15 protein-coding genes and 2 tRNA genes are annotated in these 18,590 nt (G+C 77.0%); 12 read left to right on the top strand and 5 right to left on the bottom strand.

Features of this window, described 5'->3' with window-relative positions; all coding sequences use genetic code 11:
• Positions 1-171: 171 nt before the first annotated feature.
• From Q0848_RS04395 to Q0848_RS04385, 3 genes are all read left to right on the top strand, one after another.
• Positions 172-1,554 (top strand): glycine--tRNA ligase, encoded by a 1,383-nt coding sequence (locus tag Q0848_RS04395; protein ID WP_299035351.1) that lies wholly within the window; start codon positions 172-174, stop codon positions 1,552-1,554.
• 237 nt (positions 1,555-1,791) lie between these two features.
• Complete coding sequence (locus tag Q0848_RS04390) at positions 1,792-2,823, top strand: alcohol dehydrogenase catalytic domain-containing protein (RefSeq protein WP_299035348.1); 1,032 nt, start codon at positions 1,792-1,794, stop codon at positions 2,821-2,823.
• On the top strand, positions 2,820-4,139 hold the full coding sequence (locus Q0848_RS04385) for an LLM class flavin-dependent oxidoreductase (RefSeq protein ID WP_299035345.1): 1,320 nt from the start codon (positions 2,820-2,822) through the stop codon (positions 4,137-4,139). The genes Q0848_RS04390 and Q0848_RS04385 overlap by 4 nt, the downstream gene beginning before the upstream one ends.
• A gap of 66 nt (positions 4,140-4,205) precedes the next feature.
• On the opposite strand, the gene Q0848_RS04380 is transcribed toward Q0848_RS04385, so the two are convergent.
• Together Q0848_RS04380 and Q0848_RS04375 are read right to left on the bottom strand one after the other, a co-directional pair.
• A complete protein-coding gene (locus Q0848_RS04380) occupies positions 4,206-6,899 on the bottom strand; it encodes a M14 family zinc carboxypeptidase (protein WP_299035342.1) in 2,694 nt (897 codons plus the stop codon).
• A gap of 183 nt (positions 6,900-7,082) precedes the next feature.
• A complete protein-coding gene (locus Q0848_RS04375) occupies positions 7,083-8,519 on the bottom strand; it encodes a cytochrome P450 (protein WP_299035339.1) in 1,437 nt (478 codons plus the stop codon).
• A gap of 198 nt (positions 8,520-8,717) precedes the next feature.
• On the opposite strand from Q0848_RS04375, the gene dusB reads away from it, so the two are divergent.
• The 7 genes from dusB (at position 8,718) to Q0848_RS04340 (ending at position 15,401) form a co-directional block, all read left to right on the top strand.
• On the top strand, positions 8,718-9,878 hold the full coding sequence (gene dusB / locus Q0848_RS04370; RefSeq protein WP_366146430.1) for a tRNA dihydrouridine synthase DusB: 1,161 nt from the start codon (positions 8,718-8,720) through the stop codon (positions 9,876-9,878).
• An 86-nt stretch (positions 9,879-9,964) separates the two neighbouring features.
• A complete protein-coding gene (locus Q0848_RS04365) occupies positions 9,965-11,245 on the top strand; it encodes a deoxyguanosinetriphosphate triphosphohydrolase (protein WP_366146429.1) in 1,281 nt (426 codons plus the stop codon).
• A gap of 107 nt (positions 11,246-11,352) precedes the next feature.
• The gene (locus tag Q0848_RS04360) at positions 11,353-11,634 is read left to right on the top strand and encodes a hypothetical protein (protein ID WP_299035331.1); all 282 of its coding nucleotides are present in this window, start codon (positions 11,353-11,355) and stop codon (positions 11,632-11,634) included.
• Positions 11,635-11,734: 100 nt separating this feature from the next.
• Complete coding sequence (dnaG, locus tag Q0848_RS04355) at positions 11,735-13,714, top strand: DNA primase (RefSeq protein ID WP_299035328.1); 1,980 nt, start codon at positions 11,735-11,737, stop codon at positions 13,712-13,714.
• Positions 13,715-13,858: 144 nt separating this feature from the next.
• Positions 13,859-13,930, top strand: a tRNA-Asn gene (locus tag Q0848_RS04350).
• Between the two features lie 64 nt (positions 13,931-13,994).
• A complete protein-coding gene (locus Q0848_RS04345; protein WP_299035326.1) occupies positions 13,995-15,209 on the top strand; it encodes an acetyl-CoA C-acetyltransferase in 1,215 nt (404 codons plus the stop codon).
• Positions 15,210-15,327: 118 nt separating this feature from the next.
• Positions 15,328-15,401 (top strand) — tRNA-Ile (locus tag Q0848_RS04340).
• Here Q0848_RS04340 and Q0848_RS18980 read toward each other — a convergent pair.
• A complete protein-coding gene (locus Q0848_RS18980) occupies positions 15,361-15,873 on the bottom strand; it encodes an excalibur calcium-binding domain-containing protein (RefSeq protein WP_366146428.1) in 513 nt (170 codons plus the stop codon). The two genes, Q0848_RS04340 and Q0848_RS18980, sit on opposite strands and share 41 nt — an antisense overlap.
• A gap of 290 nt (positions 15,874-16,163) precedes the next feature.
• Between Q0848_RS18980 and Q0848_RS04335 the strand changes: the two genes are divergently transcribed.
• Entirely contained in the window at positions 16,164-16,595 is a 432-nt protein-coding gene (locus tag Q0848_RS04335; protein ID WP_299035323.1) for a hypothetical protein, read from the top strand.
• A 42-nt stretch (positions 16,596-16,637) separates the two neighbouring features.
• On the opposite strand, the gene Q0848_RS04330 is transcribed toward Q0848_RS04335, so the two are convergent.
• Positions 16,638-16,874, bottom strand: coding sequence for a hypothetical protein (locus tag Q0848_RS04330; protein ID WP_299035319.1), 237 nt, complete (start codon positions 16,872-16,874; stop codon positions 16,638-16,640).
• Positions 16,875-17,049: 175 nt separating this feature from the next.
• Between Q0848_RS04330 and Q0848_RS04325 the strand changes: the two genes are divergently transcribed.
• On the top strand, positions 17,050-17,463 hold the full coding sequence (locus Q0848_RS04325; RefSeq protein WP_366146427.1) for a hypothetical protein: 414 nt from the start codon (positions 17,050-17,052) through the stop codon (positions 17,461-17,463).
• Positions 17,464-17,789: 326 nt separating this feature from the next.
• Here the strand turns inward: Q0848_RS04325 and Q0848_RS04320 are convergent, their stop codons facing one another.
• A complete protein-coding gene (locus Q0848_RS04320) occupies positions 17,790-18,422 on the bottom strand; it encodes a hypothetical protein (protein ID WP_299035314.1) in 633 nt (210 codons plus the stop codon).
• Positions 18,423-18,590 lie beyond the last annotated feature (168 nt).

Here is an 18,590-nt window from a genome sequence, read left to right as displayed (position 1 = left end):
CAAAGCCGCGGGCGCGCCTGCGGGCGGGCACGGGAGCGCCGGGCGGATACCCTCGACCGGCCAGGCGCCCGGCGCTGCCGCCACCGCCGCCTCGCGGGGGCGCCCGTCCGGGTCGCCGGCCCTGCCCGGCAGAGCACCAGCCAGCCCCCGAGACCCACGGAGCGAACCAGCGTGGCCGCACCTTCCCGGATCGACACGGTCGTCAGCCTCTGCAAGCGACGGGGGTTCGTCTTCCCGAGCGGGGAGATCTACGGCGGCACCCGCTCGGCGTGGGACTACGGCCCCCTCGGCGTGGAGCTGAAGGAGAACATCAAGCGCCAGTGGTGGAAGACCGTCGTCACCGGCCGCGACGACGTCGTCGGCCTCGACAGCTCGGTCATCCTCCCGCGCCAGACGTGGGTCGCCTCGGGTCACGTGGGCGTCTTCACCGACCCCCTCACCGAGTGCCAGTCGTGCCACCGCCGCTTCCGGGCCGACCACCTGGAGGAGGCGTACGCGGAGAAGAAGGGCCGCGCGCCCGAGGGCCTGACCGACATCACGTGCCCCAACTGCGGCACCCGCGGCGCGTGGACCGAGCCCCGCGACTTCAACATGATGCTGAGGACGCACCTCGGCCCCGTCGAGGACGAGTCGGGCCTGCACTACCTGCGCCCGGAGACCGCCCAGGGCATCTTCGTGAACTTCGCGAACGTCATGGGCTCCTCGCGCCGCAAGCCGCCCTTCGGCATCGGCCAGATCGGCAAGTCGTTCCGCAACGAGATCACGCCGGGCAACTTCATCTTCCGCACCCGCGAGTTCGAGCAGATGGAGATGGAGTTCTTCGTCGAGCCGGGCACGGACGCGCAGTGGCACGACTACTGGATCGACGCGCGCACCGCCTGGTACGTCGACCTCGGCATCGACCGCGAGAACCTGCGGCACTTCGAGCACCCGGCCGAGAAGCTGTCGCACTACTCGACGCGCACGGTGGACATCGAGTACCGCTTCGGCTTCACGGGCTCGGAGTGGGGCGAGCTCGAGGGCATCGCCAACCGCACCGACTTCGACCTGCGCACGCACTCGGAGCACTCGGGCACCGACCTGTCGTACTTCGACCAGGCCAAGAACGAGCGCTGGACGCCGTACGTCATCGAGCCGGCGGCGGGCCTGACCCGCTCGCTGATGGCCTTCCTGGTGGACGCCTACACCGAGGACGAGGCGCCCAACGCCAAGGGCGGGGTCGACAAGCGCGTCGTGCTGCGCCTCGACCCGCGCCTGGCGCCCGTCAAGGCGGCCGTGCTGCCGCTCTCGCGGGGCGAGGCGCTCTCGCCGAAGGCGCGCGACCTCGCCGCCCAGCTGCGCAAGCACTGGAACGTCGACTTCGACGACGCCGGCGCCGTCGGCCGCCGCTACCGCCGCCAGGACGAGATCGGCACGCCGTTCTGCCTGACGGTCGACTTCGACACCCTCGAGGACCAGGCCGTCACGGTCCGCGAGCGCGACACCATGACGCAGACGCGCGTGGCGCTCGACCAGGTCGAGGGGTACCTGGCCAGCCGCCTCGTCGGCTGCTGAGCCAGCGGGCCCGCGGCGCGGAGACGCTGCCGCGGGCCCGGGCCCGCCGCCCCGGAGCCCCGGGGGGGACGGGGCTGCGGGCCGGCCGCCGACGGCTGGCCGCGGCACGGGGGCGCGCGCTAGCGTCCGCCCCGACCTCCGGGAGCACGTGGGAACGCGCTGAGAGGACGGCTGACCCCGCCGTCGACCGGTAGAACCTGGCCGGGCCGCGCCCCGGCGGAGGGAAGGGCTTCCCCGATGCGTGCTGCACGACTGACCGCGACCGGCTCCCCGCGCGACGTGGTGGAGGTCGTCGACGTCGACGACCCGCGCCCCGGTCCGGGGGAGGTGCTCGTCCGTGTCGGCGCCACCGGCGTCTGCGCGACCGAGCTGCACTTCCTCGACGGGCTGCTGCCAGCGCCGCGCTTCCCCGTGACCCTCGGCCACGAGGTGGCCGGCACCGTCGAGGCGGTGGGCGAGGGCGTCGCCGGCAGCGCCCGCCCCTGGGCGGTCGGCGACCGGGTCGCCGTCCACTACCTGCACTCCTGCGGTGACTGCCGCCCGTGCCGCGCCGGCCGCGAGAACCTCTGCGCCGCACCGCGCGGGATGCTCGCGTTCGCCTCGGACGGCGGGTTCGCCGAGCTGCTCGTCGTCCCGGCCCGCAGCCTGGCGCGGGTGCCCGACGGACTCGCCCTGGTCGACGCCGCGCCCGTCACCTGCAGCGTCACCACGGCCCTGCACGCCGCGGCCGTCGCGGACGTGCGGGCGGAGCAGGTGGTCGTCGTCCACGGCACCGGTGGCGTCGGGCTCGCGCTCGTGCAGGTGCTGCGGCGCCGGGGCGCCCGGGTCGTGGCGGTCGCCCGCTCGGCGGCCCGTCGTGAGGCCGCGCTGGGGCTCGGCGCCGAGTGGGCGGTGGACCCGGCGGCCGGTGACGTCGGCGAGCAGGTGCAGCGGCTGACCGGCGGGGCCGACCTCGTGGTCGAGCTCGTCGGCACCCAGAGCACCGGGGAGCAGTCGTTGCGGGCCCTCGCCCCGGGCGGGGCGGTCCTCTACGTCGGCTACTCCGCGGAGTCGCTCACCGTCTCCCCGCTCGCGCTCGTCGTCGGCGAGCACCGCGTGCTGACGGCGGTCTCCTGCACGATGGCCGAGCTCGAGCTGGGGCTCGACCTGGTCGCCCGCGGCGAGGTCCGCGTGCTGGTGGACCGCACCGTCCCGCTGGAGGAGCTGCCCGACGTGCTCGACGCGCTCGCCGCCGGCGAGGTCGTCGGCCGCGCCGTCGTCGTCCCGTGAGCGACGGGGGGACCCTGCGGCTCAACGCCTTCCTGCACGCCTGCGGCCACCACGCCGCCGCCTGGCGGCGACCCGGCTCGCCGGCGGAGCGCCTCGGCGACGCCGCGTACTGGGAGGGGCTGGCGCGCACCGCGGAGGACGGCGGTCTGGACGCCGTCTTCCTCGCCGACGGGCAGGCCGTCGGACCCGTCCAGCACGGGCCGACGTGGGTGCTCGAGCCGCTGATGACGCTCGCGGTGATGGCGCGGGCGACGTCGACCGTGGGACTGGTGGCCACCGTCTCGACCACCTTCTCCGAGCCCTTCCCGACCGCCCGGGCGCTGGCCTCGCTGGACCACCTCTCGGGCGGGCGGGTGGGGTGGAACGTCGTCACGTCGATGACGGACGCCGAGGCCCGCAACCACGGCCTCGCCTCCATGCCGCCGTCGGCCGAGCGCTACGCGCGGGCCGAGGACGTCGTCCGCGCCGTGCTCGCGCTGTGGGACTCGTGGGAGACGGAGGCCGTCGAGGTCGACCGCACCGGGCGGTGGGCCGACCCGAGCAGGATCCGCGCCGTCCACCACGAGGGACTCTTCGTCCGCACCGACGGCCCGCTGACGGTGCCGCGCGGCCCGCAGGGCAGGCCGGTCCTCTTCCAGGCCGGCGCCTCCGAGGAGGGGCGCGACCTGGCGGCGCGGTTCGCCGACGCGATCTACGCCGTCGCCCACGACGCCGACACCGCCCGCACGTACGCCGACGACGTGCGGCGCCGCGCCACCGCGGCAGGACGCGACCCGGCGTCCCTGGCCGTCATGCCGGGGCTCGTGGCCTTCGTCGGCTCCACCGAGGAGGAGGCCCGCCGCCACCGCGCCGAGCTGGACGCGCTGCTGCCGCTGGAGCACTCCCTCGCCCAGCTCGAGGGCTTCGTGCGGCAGGACGTCGCGGCCTGGGACCTGGACGCCCCGGTGCCGGACCTGCCCCCGGCAGAGGCGTTCTCGGGTCCGCAGGGCCGCTACCGCACCGTCCTGCGCATCGTCGAGCAGGAGCGGCCCACGGTGCGGGAGCTGCTCGGTCGCCTCGCCGCGGGCGGCGGCCACGCGACCGTCGTCGGGACGCCGGAGCAGGTCGCCGACCTGGTCGAGCACTGGTACCGCACCGGCGCCGCCGACGGCTTCAACCTCATGCCGCCGTCGCTGCCGGACGACCTGGAGGCCTTCTGCGACCACGTCGTCCCCGAGCTGCGCCGCCGGGGGCTGGTGCCCTCCGGCGGGCCGTCCGGGACGACCCTGCGCGAGCACCTCGGCCTGCCCGTGCCGGGGGTGGCCGGGGGGCGGTGAGCGCCAGGGCCCCGGACCGGCTGGTCCGGGGCCCTGGCGCTCACGGGGCGGGCGCCGGCCCGCGCCTCAGCGCGTCGCGGTGCCCAGGGCCCGCGCGACGTCGTCGAGCATCCCGAGCGGGTGCACCCGGAAGGTCGGGTACGTGCCGAACAGGACGGCGTCGCCGCCCGCCGCGCTCGTCCCCGAGATGACCGACGGCTGGCCCGCGGCGGCGGACGGGCCGCCCGTGCCGTCGTCGAGGGCGCGCCAGTGGCCCGCCACGAAGGGGTCCTCGGCGTAGGTCTGCTCCACCACGACGCCCTCGCCGAGGTCGGTGAAGTGCACCGCGCCGTAGACGAAGGCGCGCTCGTCGGCGTACCCCTCGAGCAGCGAGCCCTCCGGCGTGCTCACCGCGACGACGCCGTTGCCGTAGCGGTTGCCCTGCACCGCCGTCGCCTCGAGGTAGCCGAGCTGCTGGGCCAGGGCCGCCGCGGCGGCACCGGTGCCGACGAGGTCGCCGCTGGCGTCCACGAAGGCGCGGAGCTCGGCCAGCGCGGCCGCGGGGAGCTCGCCGCGGCTCAGCGCCGCGCCGACCCACAGCGCGTCGACGCCCTCGAGGTCCGTGGTGCCGTCCGCGAGGCCGGCCGCCGTGACGCGCAGCGGGTCGGCGTACCCCAGCTCCTCGAGCGACAGGTAGTCCTCGCCGGCCTCGTCCACGGCCGAGGACGTCGTGTAGGCGACCCGCAGCGGGCGCTGCAGCGGCACCTCCTCGGAGCCGGGCGTGACGTCGTCGGTGCGCTCGAAGACGACGCCCTCGGACTCGGCGACCTCGACGGCGGCTGCGCGCTGGCGGCGGTCGAGGACGGCGGAGCCGTCGGGCAGGAGGCCCACCGGCACCCCGGCGGCGAGGAGGGCGTTCAGCGCCCGCACCTCGGCCGACCCGGTCAGCGCCAGCCGCAGGTCGGTGCCGCGCGGCACCGAGCCGGGAGCTGCCGCCCCGGTCACGGGGCGGGCCAGGACGCTCGAGCCCCGGCCGGTCGACGGCAGCTCCTCCACGACGGCGACCTCGGCGCCCCACAGGTCGGCCAGGCTCCAGGCGGAGACGTCGTACATGCTCGGCACCCGGTCGGAGATGTCGCTGCCCTCGGCGAGCAGGACGTTGGCCATGCCCCGCAGCGGCTGCCGCATGTCCACCACGTACGACTGGCGCGGGTAGGTGGTGCCGTCGGCCTCGAAGGGCCGCACCGTGCGCCCGACCTCGACGCCGTGGCTGACGAGGTGGTCCACGAGCCGCGCCGCGCTCGCCGCGGAGCGCTGCTCGTCCCCGGCGGGGATGACGTAGGCGTCGGGGAGCTCGGCGCGGTAGACGTCGGTCTCGTCCCAGACCTCCGCCCACTGGTCCGGGCCCGGGATGGTCGTCGGGTCGGGGTCGGGGCCGATCTCGCGCAGCGGCTCGCCCGCCGAGCCCCGGCGGAAGACCTCGATCTGGTTGGCGAGCAGCTCGCCGGCGTTCTCCAGCGCGTAGTCGGTCGTCGAGGTGAGGACCTGCTCGGCCACCTCGACGTTGACGCCGGTGCGGCGGGCGCTCTCGGCGAGGCCCTCCGGGGTGGAGGTGTCCACCCGCCCCCAGGGCAGCTCGACGGTCGAGGTGACGGCCCCCTGGAAGGCCACGTACTGCGCCGTGAAGACCGGGGGCCAGTCGTCCCAGCCGGCGCGGATGTCGCGGAAGGGGATCCGGATCTTGCCGGTGTTCTCGGTGGTGACCTCCCCCTCGTCGGTGAGGTAGGTGTTCCCCTCGATGCCCGCGGCGGCGACGTCCTGCTCGATCCGCAGCGCCGAGGCGTAGGCGTGCGGGAGGAACAGGTCGTAGTCGTAGTTCTCGCCGTGCGGAGGGCCGCAGGGCTCCACCTGCAGGACCTCGGTGTACCCGTGGACGTCGCTGAAGAACAGGGGCTGCAGGCGGCCGGCGAGGTCGCGGATCGCCACCGTCTCGGGCGTCTCGTTGGTGATGAAGTCGCGGTTGGGGTCGAGGTCCAGCGCGGTGCGGCGCTGGCCCGCGACGCGCCCGTCGGGGTTGTTCGACACCGTGAAGTACAGGCGGCTGCCCGCGAGCACGGCGACGGCGCCCGCCTCGCCGGCCTCCGCGCGCGCGACGAGGTCCTCCATCCAGCGCAGGCTGGCGTCGGTGCCCTCCCACTCGTTCCCGTGGATGTTGTTGTTGAACCACACCGGCTTCTTGTAGCCGGCGGCGAGGGCCTCGTCGCCCGCGGCGGCCTCCGGGTCCTGCTTGACGAGGTCGCGCCAGGCGGCCTGCTGCGCCGTCTGCTCGGCCGTCTCCGGCGCGGTCAGCGTCACGAGCAGGAGGTCGCGGCCCTGCGTGGAGGTGCCCACCACCTCGGTGGAGACGTAGTCGCTGCTGGCCATGAGCGCCTGCAGCCGCGGGGCGATCTCGTCGTACGGCAGCGCCCCGCGCAGCAGCGACGCGTCGCCCGGCTCGTCGGGGAAGACCCGCAGCTCCGGCTGGTAGGGGTAGCTGGCGGGTCCCTCGGCCGGGGCGACGGCGCGCTGGCGCTGCGCGGCGACGGCGGGACCGAGGGCGCTGCCCTCGAGGGCCGACGCCGAGGCCGGGGCGTCCAGGGCGCGAGCGGCCGCCGCGGGCGGGGCGCTCGGGGCCCCGGGCGCCGCCGTGGCGCCGGGGGCGGAGGCGAGCAGGACGGCGACGGCGACGCCGCCGACCCCTGCACGGGCTGCGGCTCGCCGGGAGGTGGCAGAAGGGTGCACGGGGGAGGCTCCTGCGGTCGTCGACCACCGGGGATGTCCGGTGTGCCGCGAACCGTGACACACCGGGGCCCTCCGCGGGGCGCTCCGCCGAGGATCGGGCGCCCCGCTTCGCCGACCGAGCGCCGGGGCGACCGGGTCGCCGCGCCGCGTCCGGTCCCCGTCGCCGGGGACCGGAGCGGCGGCTCAGGCGGGCAGCAGGCGCAGGGTGAAGGGGTCGAGCGTGCCGGGGAGCGGTGCGCTCGCGTCCAGCCGCGGGGTCTGCGGGCGCCAGGGGTGCTGGGCCAGCGCCGCGAGCAGCGTGCTCGTCGTCAGCAGCACCACGCCGCGGCCGGGGCACATGCCGGGCCCGGCGCTGAAGGGGACCAGCGGCCAGTCGGTCGCGCCGTCGGTGCGCTCCTGGCCCGCCTCGTCCAGCCACAGCTCGGGGGCGAGGCGGTGCGCCTGCGGCAGCCGCGTCTCGTCGCGGTGGAGGAAGGGGGCGAAGACGAGCACGGAGGCGCGCGCGGGCAGGGTCCCGGTGCGCCACGTCGTGGGGGCCGTGGTGTCGCGCAGGACGGCCGGCGTCGTGGGCCACAGGCGCAGCGACTCCAGGACGACCGAGCGCAGCACGGGTCGGCGGTGCACCGGCGCCCCGGGGTCCGGAGACGGCGCCGGGGCCTCCTCCCGCACGCGGCGCGCGACGTCGGGGTGGGCCGCCAGCAGCTCGAGGGCCCGGGCCGAGGCCCACGCCGCGGCGTCGAAGGCGAACAGCCACTGGGGGACCTGCTCGTGCGGCGCCAGCCCGGGCCGCGCGGGCGTCGCGGCGACGAGCGCGGCCAGGCTGCCCGGCTCGGCGGCGTCGACGTAGTCGCGCACGCGGTGGAGGAAGCGCTCGCGGGTGCGGTGGTCCACCGGCACGAGGCCGGACCAGTTGGCGCGCCGGCGCAGGGCCAGGAGGTCGTCGGTGACCTGCTCGTCGTCGCGGGCGGCGCCGCCGAGGGTGACGCGCCGCACCGCGCGCCACCACGCCCGGGACAGGTCCGGCCAGGCCAGGGCGCCGTCGGCCCGCGCCGTCGAGGCCAGCTGCTCGGCCTCTTGCGCCACGGCCGCCGCGAAGGGACCGGCGAGGTGGTGCAAGGGCTGGCCGTCGTCCAGCACGGACTCGTTGAAGGGCCGGCGGGTGCGCCGGTCGGCGGGGGAGGAGATCAGCACGCCGCGCGGCTGGAAGTGGCTCAGGGCGCCGCGCTTCTCCCGGGAGGCCGGCGAGAACGGCTCCGGCGCTCCGTCGAGCACGCGCCGCACGTCCTCGGGCTCGACGGGCAGGACGAGCGAGCGGCCGAGCACCCGCGCGTGGACGGGGTCCGGGCCGTAGCGCTCGCGCAGCCGGCGCACCTCGCGGACGGCGCGCGCGTCGAGGCCGAGGCGCGCCACGGCGGCGACCACGCGCGGGCGCCGCGCGATGGCCCCCCGGGCGACGGTCGGGACGAGGACGCCGAGCACGAGGCGGACGGCGTCCGCGGCCGACGCGGTGGGCACCTCGCCGTCGCGGCGGCGGCCCCGGGGCGCGAGCCACGCCGGGCGGCGCCGGGTGCGCGGGGGGCTCGGGCGGTCTGTCGGGCGGTGGGCCGTCGGCGTCTCCATCGCCCCCGAGGATGGGTGCCCGGCGCCGACCGTGCGAGCCGGGCGCCCGCCCGCGACCGGCGCGGAGCCGGCGCGCCCATGGGGGACGATGGGGCCGTGAACGCCGTCACGACCGCCGCGCCCTCGGCCCCGGCCGGCCCCGGGGCGGCCGGCCCCGCGCCGAGCACCTCCGAGCGGGCGCGGCCAGCAGTCGCGCCGCTGCGGATCGGGCCCCACGAGGTGCGCACGCCGGTCGTCCTGGCGCCCATGGCCGGCATCACCGGCGAGGCGTACCGGACGCTGTGCCGCGAGCAGATGGAGAGCGCGGGCGGCCAGGGCGTCTTCGTCTCCGAGATGGTCACCTCGCGCGCGCTCGTGGAGCGGACGCCGGAGTCGATGCGCCTGGTGCGCCACGGCCCCGACGTGCCGCTGCGCAGCACCCAGCTGTACGGGGTGGAGCCGCGCACGGTGGGGGCCGCCGTGCGGGTGCTCGTCGAGGACGGCCTCGCCGACCACGTCGACCTCAACTTCGGCTGCCCCGTCGCGAAGGTCACGCGCAAGGGCGGGGGCGCCGCGCTGCCCTGGAAGAGCTCGCTGTTCGCCTCGGTGGTGCGCGAGGCCGTGCGCGCGGCCGAGCCCGCGGGCATCCCCGTCACGGTCAAGATGCGCGTCGGCATCGACGCCGAGCACGAGACCTACCTCGAGGCCGGCCGCGCCGCCGAGGGCGAGGGCGCGGCCGCCGTCGCGCTGCACGCCCGCACGGCCGAGCAGTACTACTCCGGGCACGCGGACTGGAGCCGCATCGCCCGCCTCAAGGAGGCGGTCACCAGCGTGCCGGTCCTGGGCAACGGCGACATCTGGTCCGGGGAGGACGCCGTCCGCATGGTCGCCGAGACCGGCTGCGACGGCGTCGTCGTCGGCCGCGGCTGCCTCGGGCGCCCCTGGCTGTTCGCCGACCTCGCCGCGGCCTTCGAGGGCCGGGGCGAGCGCGTGCGCCCGACGCTCGGGGACGTCGCCGCGATGCTGCACCGCCACGCCGTCCTGCTCGCCGCCGAGCTCGGCCGCGGGGACGAGCCGGACGAGCACCGAGCCTGCCGCGAGATCCGCAAGCACGTGGCCTGGTACCTCAAGGGCTTCCCGGTGGGCTCGGCTCTGCGGCAGCGCCTCGCGCTCGTGTCGACGCTGGTCGAGCTCGGCGAGGTGCTCTCCGAGCTCGACCAGGACGCCGCCTGGCCGGGCGACGACGCCGAGGGCCCCCGTGGGCGCACGGCGGCCACCAAGCGCGTCGCGCTGCCCGAGGGGTGGCTGGGGTCGCGGGAGCTGACGGGGGCCGCCGCCCAGATGGTCGCGGACGCCGAGGCGTCCGTCTCGGGCGGGTGAGCGCGCTGTCCTCGCCGGGCGGATCCTCCTCGGGCGGCCCCTCCTCGGGCAGCACCGCCCCGGGCAGCACAGCCCCGGGCGGCGTCGTGCGCCAGGACGACGCCCGGGTGCCCGGCTACGGGTCGGCCGACCGGGAGCGCCGGCTGCCCGAGCCGCCCAAGAGCGCCGCCCGCGGCGACTTCGCCCGCGACCGCGCCCGGGTGCTGCACTCCTCGGCGCTGCGCCGGCTCGGCGGGAAGACGCAGGTGGTGGGGCCCGGCACCGACGACTTCGCCCGCACGCGGCTGACGCACAGCCTCGAGGTGGCGCAGGTGGGCCGCGAGCTCGCCTCGTCGCTGGGCTGCGACCCGGACGTCGTCGACACCGCCTGCCTCGCCCACGACCTCGGCCACCCGCCCTTCGGCCACAACGGCGAGCGGGCGCTGGCCGCGGCGGCGCAGGGCATCGGCGGCTTCGAGGGCAACGCCCAGACGCTGCGCCTGCTGACGCGCCTGGAGCCCAAGGTGGTCGACCCGACGACGGGGCGCAGCGGCGGGCTGAACCTCACGCGGGCGAGCCTCGACGCGGTGACCAAGTACCCCTGGCACGCCGGGGAGGCGCCCGGTGGCCCGGGGGCGCCGAGCGCGGCCAAGTACGGCGTCTACGCCGGCCCCGACGGCGACGACGAGGTCTTCGCCTGGCTGCGCAGCGAGGCGCCCGGCCGGCGGCGGTGCCTGGAGGCCCAGGTGATGGACCTCGCCGACGACATCGCCTACAGCGTCCACGACGTCGAGGACGCCGTGGTCGCCGGCCGGCTCGACCTGGGCGTCGTCGCGGACCCCGGCCAGCGGGCGCGCGTCGCCGAGCTCGCCGCCCGCTGGCACGGCCTCGAGCCCGCCGCCGTCGACGAGGGCCTGCAGCGGCTGGCGGGCTCGCCGGAGTGGGTGGGCAGCACCGGCCGCGGGCGCGCGTCCCTGGCGGCGCTGAAGGACATGACGAGCCAGCTCGTCGGCCGCTTCGTCGACGCCGCGCGCCGGGCCACGCAGGAGGCCCACGGCGAGCGCCCGCTCGTGCGCTACGAGGCCGACGTCGTGGTCCCCGCGAGCACGCAGGCCGAGATCGGCGCCCTGAAGGGCCTGGCGGCGCTGTTCGTCATGGAGGCCTGGGACCGCCAGCCCGCCTACGCCCGCCAGCGCGAGGTCGTCGCCGAGCTCGTCGAGGCGCTCTGCGCCCGCGGTCCCGAGGAGCTCGAGCCCGCCTACGCCGCCGACCTGCTCGACGCCGCCGACGACGCCGCCCGGCTGCGCGTCGTCGTCGACCAGGTCGCCTCGCTCACCGACGTCAGCGCGATCGCCTGGCACGAGCGGCTCGTCCGCCGCACCTCGTGAGCTCCGCCCGTCCTGCGCGGGCTGTACGCAGTTCTGCGCATGTCCCCTCGCGCGAGCGAGCGGGAGGGTGGGGTCCCACCCGACGACCGACCGCGAGGAGCCCCGCCGTGCTCAGGAGACCTCTGCCGACCACCGCTGCCGCGGGCGGCCTCGCCGTCGCCGCGCTCCTGCTCGCCCCCGCGGCCGTCGCAGCACCGCCGCCGGGCGGGCGGTGCCTCGGCCCGTGGTTCGAGAGCACCGCCCTCACGAACCCCCAGGACCCCGGCTTCTTCGCCCGGGTCGACAAGAACGGCGACGGCACCATCTGCCTCAAGGACTGGACCGGTCCGGACCCGGACCCGGAGGTCGGCTTCCTCGCGATCGACAACACCGGGCGGCACCAGGGCTGAGCCGGCGCGGCGGGTCCGGGCGGGCGAGCCGGGGCGCGTGGTGCACAGGCCGTCGCGGCGGCCACCGGCGGCGTCGCGGCGCCCGACCTAGACTCCGGACGTGGCAGGCCTGATCCGCAGCGAGGACGTCGACGCCGTCCGCGAGCAGATCCGCCTCGACGAGGTCGTCGGGGAGTACGTGACGCTGAAGCCCGCCGGCGCGGGCTCCCTGAAGGGCCTGTGCCCCTTCCACGACGAGCGCTCGCCGTCCTTCCACGTGCGACCGGCCGTCGGCTTCTACAAGTGCTTCGGCTGCGGCGCGGGCGGTGACGTCTTCCGCTTCCTCCAGGAGGTCGACCACCTCACCTTCCCCGAGGCCGTCGAGCGCCTGGCCCAGCGCGCCGGCGTCCAGCTGCGCTACGAGGAGGGCAGCGGCGGCCCGCGGCGCCAGGACGTCGGGGCGCGCCAGCGCATGGTCGACGCGCACCGCGTCGCCGCGGAGTTCTTCGCCGAGCAGCTGGCCTCGCCGGGCGCCCGCGTCGCGCGGCGCTTCCTCGCCGAGCGCGGGTTCGACCGCGCCGCCGCCGAGCAGTTCGGCGCCGGCTTCGCCCCCGAGGGTTGGGACGCGCTGCTGAAGCACCTGCGCGGCAGGGGGTACCGCGACGACGAGCTGGCCACCGCGGGCCTGGTGAGCCGGGCGCAGTCGGGGGACCGGGTCTACGACCGCTTCCGCGGGCGCCTCGTGTGGCCCATCCGCGACGTCGCGGGCTCGACCATCGGCTTCGGCGCGCGTCGGCTGCTGGAGTCCGACCAGGGCCCGAAGTACCTCAACACCCCGCAGACCCCGCTGTACGACAAGTCGACCGTCCTCTACGGGCTCGACCTCGCCAAGCGCGAGATCGCCCGGCGCCGCCAGGTCGTCTTCGTCGAGGGCTACACCGACGTCATGGCCTGCCACCTGTCCGGCGTCCCGACGGCGGTCGCCACGTGCGGCACGGCCTTCGGCCCCGAGCACATCAAGGCGGTGCGGCGCCTTCTCATCGACGACGACGCCTTCCGCGGCGAGGTCGTCTTCACCTTCGACGGCGACGAGGCCGGCCGGAAGGCCGCGCTGCGCGCCTTCGAGGAGGACCAGCGCTTCACGGCGTCCACCTTCGTCGCCGTCGAGCAGAGCGGGCTCGACCCGTGCGACCTGCGCCTCGAGCGCGGGCCGGAGGCCGTCGCCGCGCTGGTGGCCTCCCGCGTGCCGCTGTTCGAGTTCGCGCTGCGCTCCACGCTCGAGCGGTTCGACCTCGACTCGGCCGAGGGGCGGGTGCAGGCGCTGCGGGCCGCGGCGCCCGTGGTGGCGGGCATCAAGGACCCGGCGCTGCGGCCGGAGTACGCGCGCCAGCTCTCCGGCTGGCTCGGCATGGACGTCGAGGACGTCCGGCGCGCCGTCGCCGGCGCCGGGCGCGGGAGCGCGTCGGGGGCCGGTGGGCGTGGCGGCGACCGGGGCGGGCGGTCGTCCCCGGCCGGGGACGAGCGCGGGCGCGGGCGGGACGAGCGCGGGCGGGACGAGCGGGGCCGGGACGAGCGCGGGGACGGCGGGCGCGAGGCGGCGCCGTCGGAGGTGCGCGTCCCGACGCCCGACCCGCGGGACCCCGTCGTCCGGCTCGAGCGCGAGCTGCTGCAGGCGGTCCTGCAGGCGCCGGCGGAGGTCGACGGCGCGCGCTTCGACGCGCTGGCGGAGGAGGCCTTCGCCGTCCCCGCGCACCGCGCCGTCCACGAGGTGCTGCGCGCGCTGGGCGGCGTGGCCGCCGCGGGGGACGGCACCGGCTGGACCGGGCGCGTGCGCGAGACGGCGGGGGAGTCCCTGCGGCCCTACGTCGAGGAGCTCGCCGTGGCGCCCATGATGATCCGCCCCGGCGAGGGCGTCGGGCGCCTCGCCACGGCGGCGCTGCGCGAGCTGGAGCACCGCGTGCTGCTGCGCGAGGCCGGTGAGGTCACCGGTCGCGCCCAGCGCGCCGAGGCGGCCGGCGACGTCGAGCGCGCGGGCGAGCTCTGGGCGCGCGCCGCCGCGCTGACCGCCGAGCTGCAGCGGCTGCGCGCCGAGAGCGCCTGAGCCCGACGGGCCTCCTCGATCTCGGCGTGCCTCGGCGGTGACCTCTCGCGGTGGCCGTGACGCCCTCGCCCGGGGGAGGCGACAGAGCCGCCCGACTCGTCCTGGTACTCTCGTCGCGCTCGGACGCCCTGCGTCCAGGCACCGTCCCGCGTAGCTCAACGGCAGAGCATTCGACTGTTAATCGAACGGTTGCTGGTTCGAATCCAGCCGCGGGAGCAGTGCGGTCGGCCCCTCCGCAGCGTCGCGGGCGGGCGCCGCTCGACCCCGGGAGGCCACCTCCGTGACGACTCCCGCGTCCGTGCTCGTGGCGGGCGCGCGCACCCCGATGGGCCGCCTCCAGGGCTCGCTGTCCTCCGTGCGCGCCGTCGACCTCGGCGCCCGCGCGATCGCCGCGGCGCTCGAGCGGGCCGGGGTGCCCGCGACAGACGTCGACCAGGTGCTCATGGGCCAGGTCCTGCAGGCGGGGCAGGGGCAGAACCCGGCCCGCCAGGCCGCCGCGGCGGCCGGCGTCCCGATGTCCGTGCCGGCGCTCACCCTCAACGCCGTGTGCCTCTCGGGCCTGCGCGCCGTCGCGCTGGCCGACCAGCTCGTCCGGGCGGGTGAGGCCGACGTCGTCGTGGCCGGGGGCATGGAGTCCATGAGCGGTGCGCCGCACCTGCTCCCGGGGGCGCGCGGCGGCTACCGGTTCGGCGACGGCGTCGTGCAGGACGCCACCGCCCGCGACGGGCTGTGGGACGCCTTCGCCGACGTCTCGATGGGGGCCCTCACCGAGCTCGAGGAGGCCGCCCGCGCGGCGGACGCCCGCGGTGCCTCCTCGCGGCAGGAGCAGGACGCCTTCGCCGCCCGCAGCCACCGCCTGGCGGCGGCGGCGCAGGCCGACGGCCGCTTCGCCGACGAGATCACCCCTGTCGTGGTGCCGCAGCGCCGCGGGGAGCCGCTCGAGGTCTCGGCGGACGAGGGGGTGCGGGCCGGCACCACCGCGGAGGCCCTCGCCGCGCTGCGCCCGGCGTTCCGGCCCGACGGCACCATCACGGCGGGCTCGGCCTCCCCGGTCTCCGACGGGGCGGCTGCGGTGGTCGTCATGCGCCGCGAGCGCGCCGAGGCGGCGGGTCTGCCGTGGCTCGCGGAGGTCGGCGCCCACGGACTCGTGGCCGGCCCGGACTCGACCCTGCAGAGCCAGCCGGCGCGGGCGGTCGAGCGCGCGTGCGCCCGCGCCGGTCTCGCGCCGACCGACCTCGACCTCCTGGAGGTCAACGAGGCCTTCGCCGCCGTGGTGCTCGCCTCGGTCCGCGAGCTCGGCGTGGACCCGGACCGCGTGAACTCGCGCGGCGGCGCCATCGCGCTGGGGCACCCGATCGGCGCCTCGGGCGCCCGCCTGGCGCTCACCCTCGCGCTCGCCCTGCAGCACCGAGGGGGCGGCACCGGCGTCGCGGCGCTGTGCGGTGGTGGCGGCCAGGGCGAGGCGCTGCTCCTGCGCGCCCCCAGTCGTCGCTAGCTCGCGCGCTGGCTGCACGAGGACGGCGTAGAGCCCGTCCTCGTGCAGCCACCGGCGGTCGAGCGGTACCGGCGTCGCCACCCCTGCGCCGCGACCGCTGGGTAGGGTTCTCGCACCCGGGGCAGTAGCTCAGCCGGTCAGAGCAGCGGACTCATAATCCGTCGGTCGTGGGTTCAAGCCCCACCTGCCCTACGCCTCCCGGCGTGCCCGCCTCCCGCGGCGGTGGTCTCCCGTCGTCGGGCGCCGGTGCCCACCGCAGGGGGCAGGCTTCCGCGCGACGACGCAGCAGCACGAGGCCCCCGGCACCGGCTGCGGCGAGCAGGCCGCCCGTGGCGAGCAGGCCGCTCACGTCACCGGCGGTCCCGCCGGCGCCGGTGACGACGCCACCGGACGGCATGGCCATCCCGTCGTCGTCCGAGCTGCTCGAGTTCTCGCCGTCGTCGCCCGACGAGTCGCCGTCGCTCGAGGAGCAGTCCGTGTTCTCGCAGGCCTGCCCGTCCTCATCGCGGTCCAGGCCGGACGGGTATCCGCTGACGCGGTCGAGCTCCGCCTGCCCCTCGGCCTGGCTGTTGAAGTCGGGGCAGTTGTGGGGGTCGCTCGCGCTCGAGGCGAGGGCCGGTGCACCCGCCAGGCCGACGAGGCCGGCGGCGAGGGCGGTGGTCATGGCGAGGCGGCTGGTGCGCATGGTGGGTGCTCCCGGTGGTGAGACGTCGTCGTCTGCCTGTGCGCCGTCGACGCCAGGTCACGCCCTGCGACATCGAGAGGGCTCTGCGCGCCTTCGCCCGCAGTGCCACCACGCACGGCGTCCGGAGTCGGCGCGCTGGGAGCGACCGGGAGCTCCTGCATGTGGCGCCATCAGGCGAGCACGGAGAGGCTGGCGTCTCGGTGGTGCTCCGAGGAGTCGCAGAGGCAGCCGGTGGCCGCCGTCGCGGCGTCGAGGGAGAGGGGCACTGCGTGAGGCTCGAGCCGGGCGACGTCGCGTGCTGGGTGATCAAGACGAGCCGCCCCCCGGAGGCCCTGGCCCCGGGGTGGCAGCGCGCTCAGACGCAGGCGCTGCGTCGCTGCGTGCGCCGCTCCTACCGCCTGGACCTCATGGCGCCCGGGCAGCGGTGCCTGCTGTGGCTCAGCGGGCGCGTCGACCCGGGCGTCCACGCCGTCGGCGTGCTGACGGCGGAGCCCGACGCGGAGCCCGCTGTCGAGGTCGGGCTGCACCTGCTCGAGTCGCCGGTCGAGCGGGCCGAGCTCGCCCTCCTGCCCGACTTCGCGTCCGCCGAGGTGATGCGGATGCCGGCCGGCAGCAACCCGTCCTACCTCACGGAGGCGCAGCTGCGCCCGGTCCTGGACCGGCTCGACGCGGCGGCTCGGCGTGCTGCGGGGTGGGACTGAGCGCCGGACCGGAGCTCGACCGGCGTCGAGATCCCTCCGAGGTCAGCCGTCCGACGTCGGGCCCGGCGGCAGGTCCTCGCGGTCGTTGTCGTAGTCCGAGGACTTCTGCGGCGCGGTGGAGTCGCTGGTCGCCTCGGCGGGGTTCGGGTCCTGCTCCGCGGCGTTGACCATGACCGTCGGGAAGGCCGGGCCCCGCGAGGACGTGCCCGGGTCGTCCGACGACGCGCCCGTCGCGTCGTGGGAGTCGGTGGTCTGCTCGTCCTCGGTCTGCTCAGGCATGCCGCCAGCATGGGCGGACCGATCCGTCAGGGCGAGGTGGGGCTCACGAGCGCCGTGTCCAGCCCCGTCTCCGTCCCCGGGCGTGCGCCATGCTGCGCCCGTGGTGGACGAGGGCGCGCAGGATGCCCAGGCGGTGGTGCCCCTGGTCCGCGGAGCGGGGGCGGCCGTCGAGGACGTGGTGCTCGTCGTCGACGCCGCCAACGTCGTCGGGGCGCGCCCGGACGGCTGGTGGCGCGACCGCGCCGGAGCGGCGCGCCGTCTGCTGGACCAGCTCGAGCGACTGCCGGGCCGCACCGCCCGGGGCGCCGAGGGCGCCGACGTGCGGGTCGTCGCGGTCGCCGTCGTGCTGGAGGGACGGGCTCGGGCAGCGGGCCAGGACGACCGGGTGCCGGCGCCCGGGGTGCACGTCCTCCTCGCCGAGGGGAGCGGCGACGACGCGGTCGTGGCGCTCGTCGAGCACCTGCAGGACGAGCTGGGGGAGGGCGACGCCGAGGTCGTCGCCGTGACCGCGGACCGGGGGCTGCGCGCTCGCCTGAGCGCGCGGAGCTGGGGACCGGGGTGGCTGCGAGACCTGCTCGACGAGCGCTGAGTCTCGAGCGACGGGCGACGCAGGGAACAGGACCGGCCGCGTCGCCGTGCAGAGCGGGAAGTAGTGCGTCGGGCCGGGAGCGCCTCTCGGCGCGGGGCCGCTCGAAGCGGCTACATGTGGAGCCCGGGGCTACCGCGGCCCGACGCGTCGCCAACTGTAGCTCCGGATCCGTGCACCCGTCGCGCCGGGGCGCGGGGGTTGTGGACGATTCTCGGACGGCCCACTCGGTGGCCGGGTCCCGCCGTCGTGCAGAGAGGTCCCTCTGGGGCGAGGAGCTCGACGACCTCCGAGGACGACGCGAGCGCCGGACGAGACGGACGGGTGCGTCAGAGCAGCGAGCCCGAGCGCCAGCGGCCGGCGCAGGCCTCGAGGTGCTCGGCGGTGCGCACGAGGCGCGCTGCCGACGTCGTCAGGCCGTCCTCGCTGTCGCCGGCGGGCCAGACGTCGCTGTCCGCGAGGTCGGCCCGACCCACCGCGACGACGCGGGCGAAGGCCCCCGCCCGCTCGAGGGTGACGGCGAAGTCGCCCGTGGCGACCCCGGCGAGCACGGCGTCGACCTGCTGGCGCACCTCGTCGGGGCCGGGCGGGTCGGCGACGCCGGCGACGGCCTCCAGGACCGGCGCGCGGCGGCGTCCCTCGTCGAACTGCCGCGAGGCCTCGGCGGGAGCCGCGTGCACCCACTGGCGCAGGACGTACAGCCGCCACAGCGCCCCGGGCAGCGACTCCGGCGAGGCGTCGGCCCACAGCTGGGCCAGCAGCTCGAGCCCGTGCTCGTCGGCCAGGCCCACCAGCCGGCCGGCCACCTCGGCGTCCCCGGAGCTCTGCGCCCCCTCGACGAGCAGGCGGGCGGTCGCGTGCGCGGCGGCCTCGCGGCCGGTGGCGTCCCCGGGGCTCTCGAGGCTGTCCATCGCGCGCGGCCCGAGGAACGTCGGACGGCGCGGGTGCTGGCTGGGGCTCACGCGTCCCATCGTGCGCCCCGCCGGCCGGAGCTGCCCCGCGCGGTCCCCAGCCGCGGACGGCCGGGGTGCGGGTGACCCCCGCTGCTGGCACGCCGACCCTGCGTCTGACACCATGCGCGCGACGGCAGTGCCGTCGGCACCGCACGAGCACATGCATGACCGCCTGGC

This window comes from uncultured Pseudokineococcus sp., from assembly GCF_947495735.1.
GTDB lineage: Bacteria > Actinomycetota > Actinomycetes > Actinomycetales > Quadrisphaeraceae > Pseudokineococcus.
This window is presented reverse-complemented; position numbering and strand designations above follow the sequence as displayed.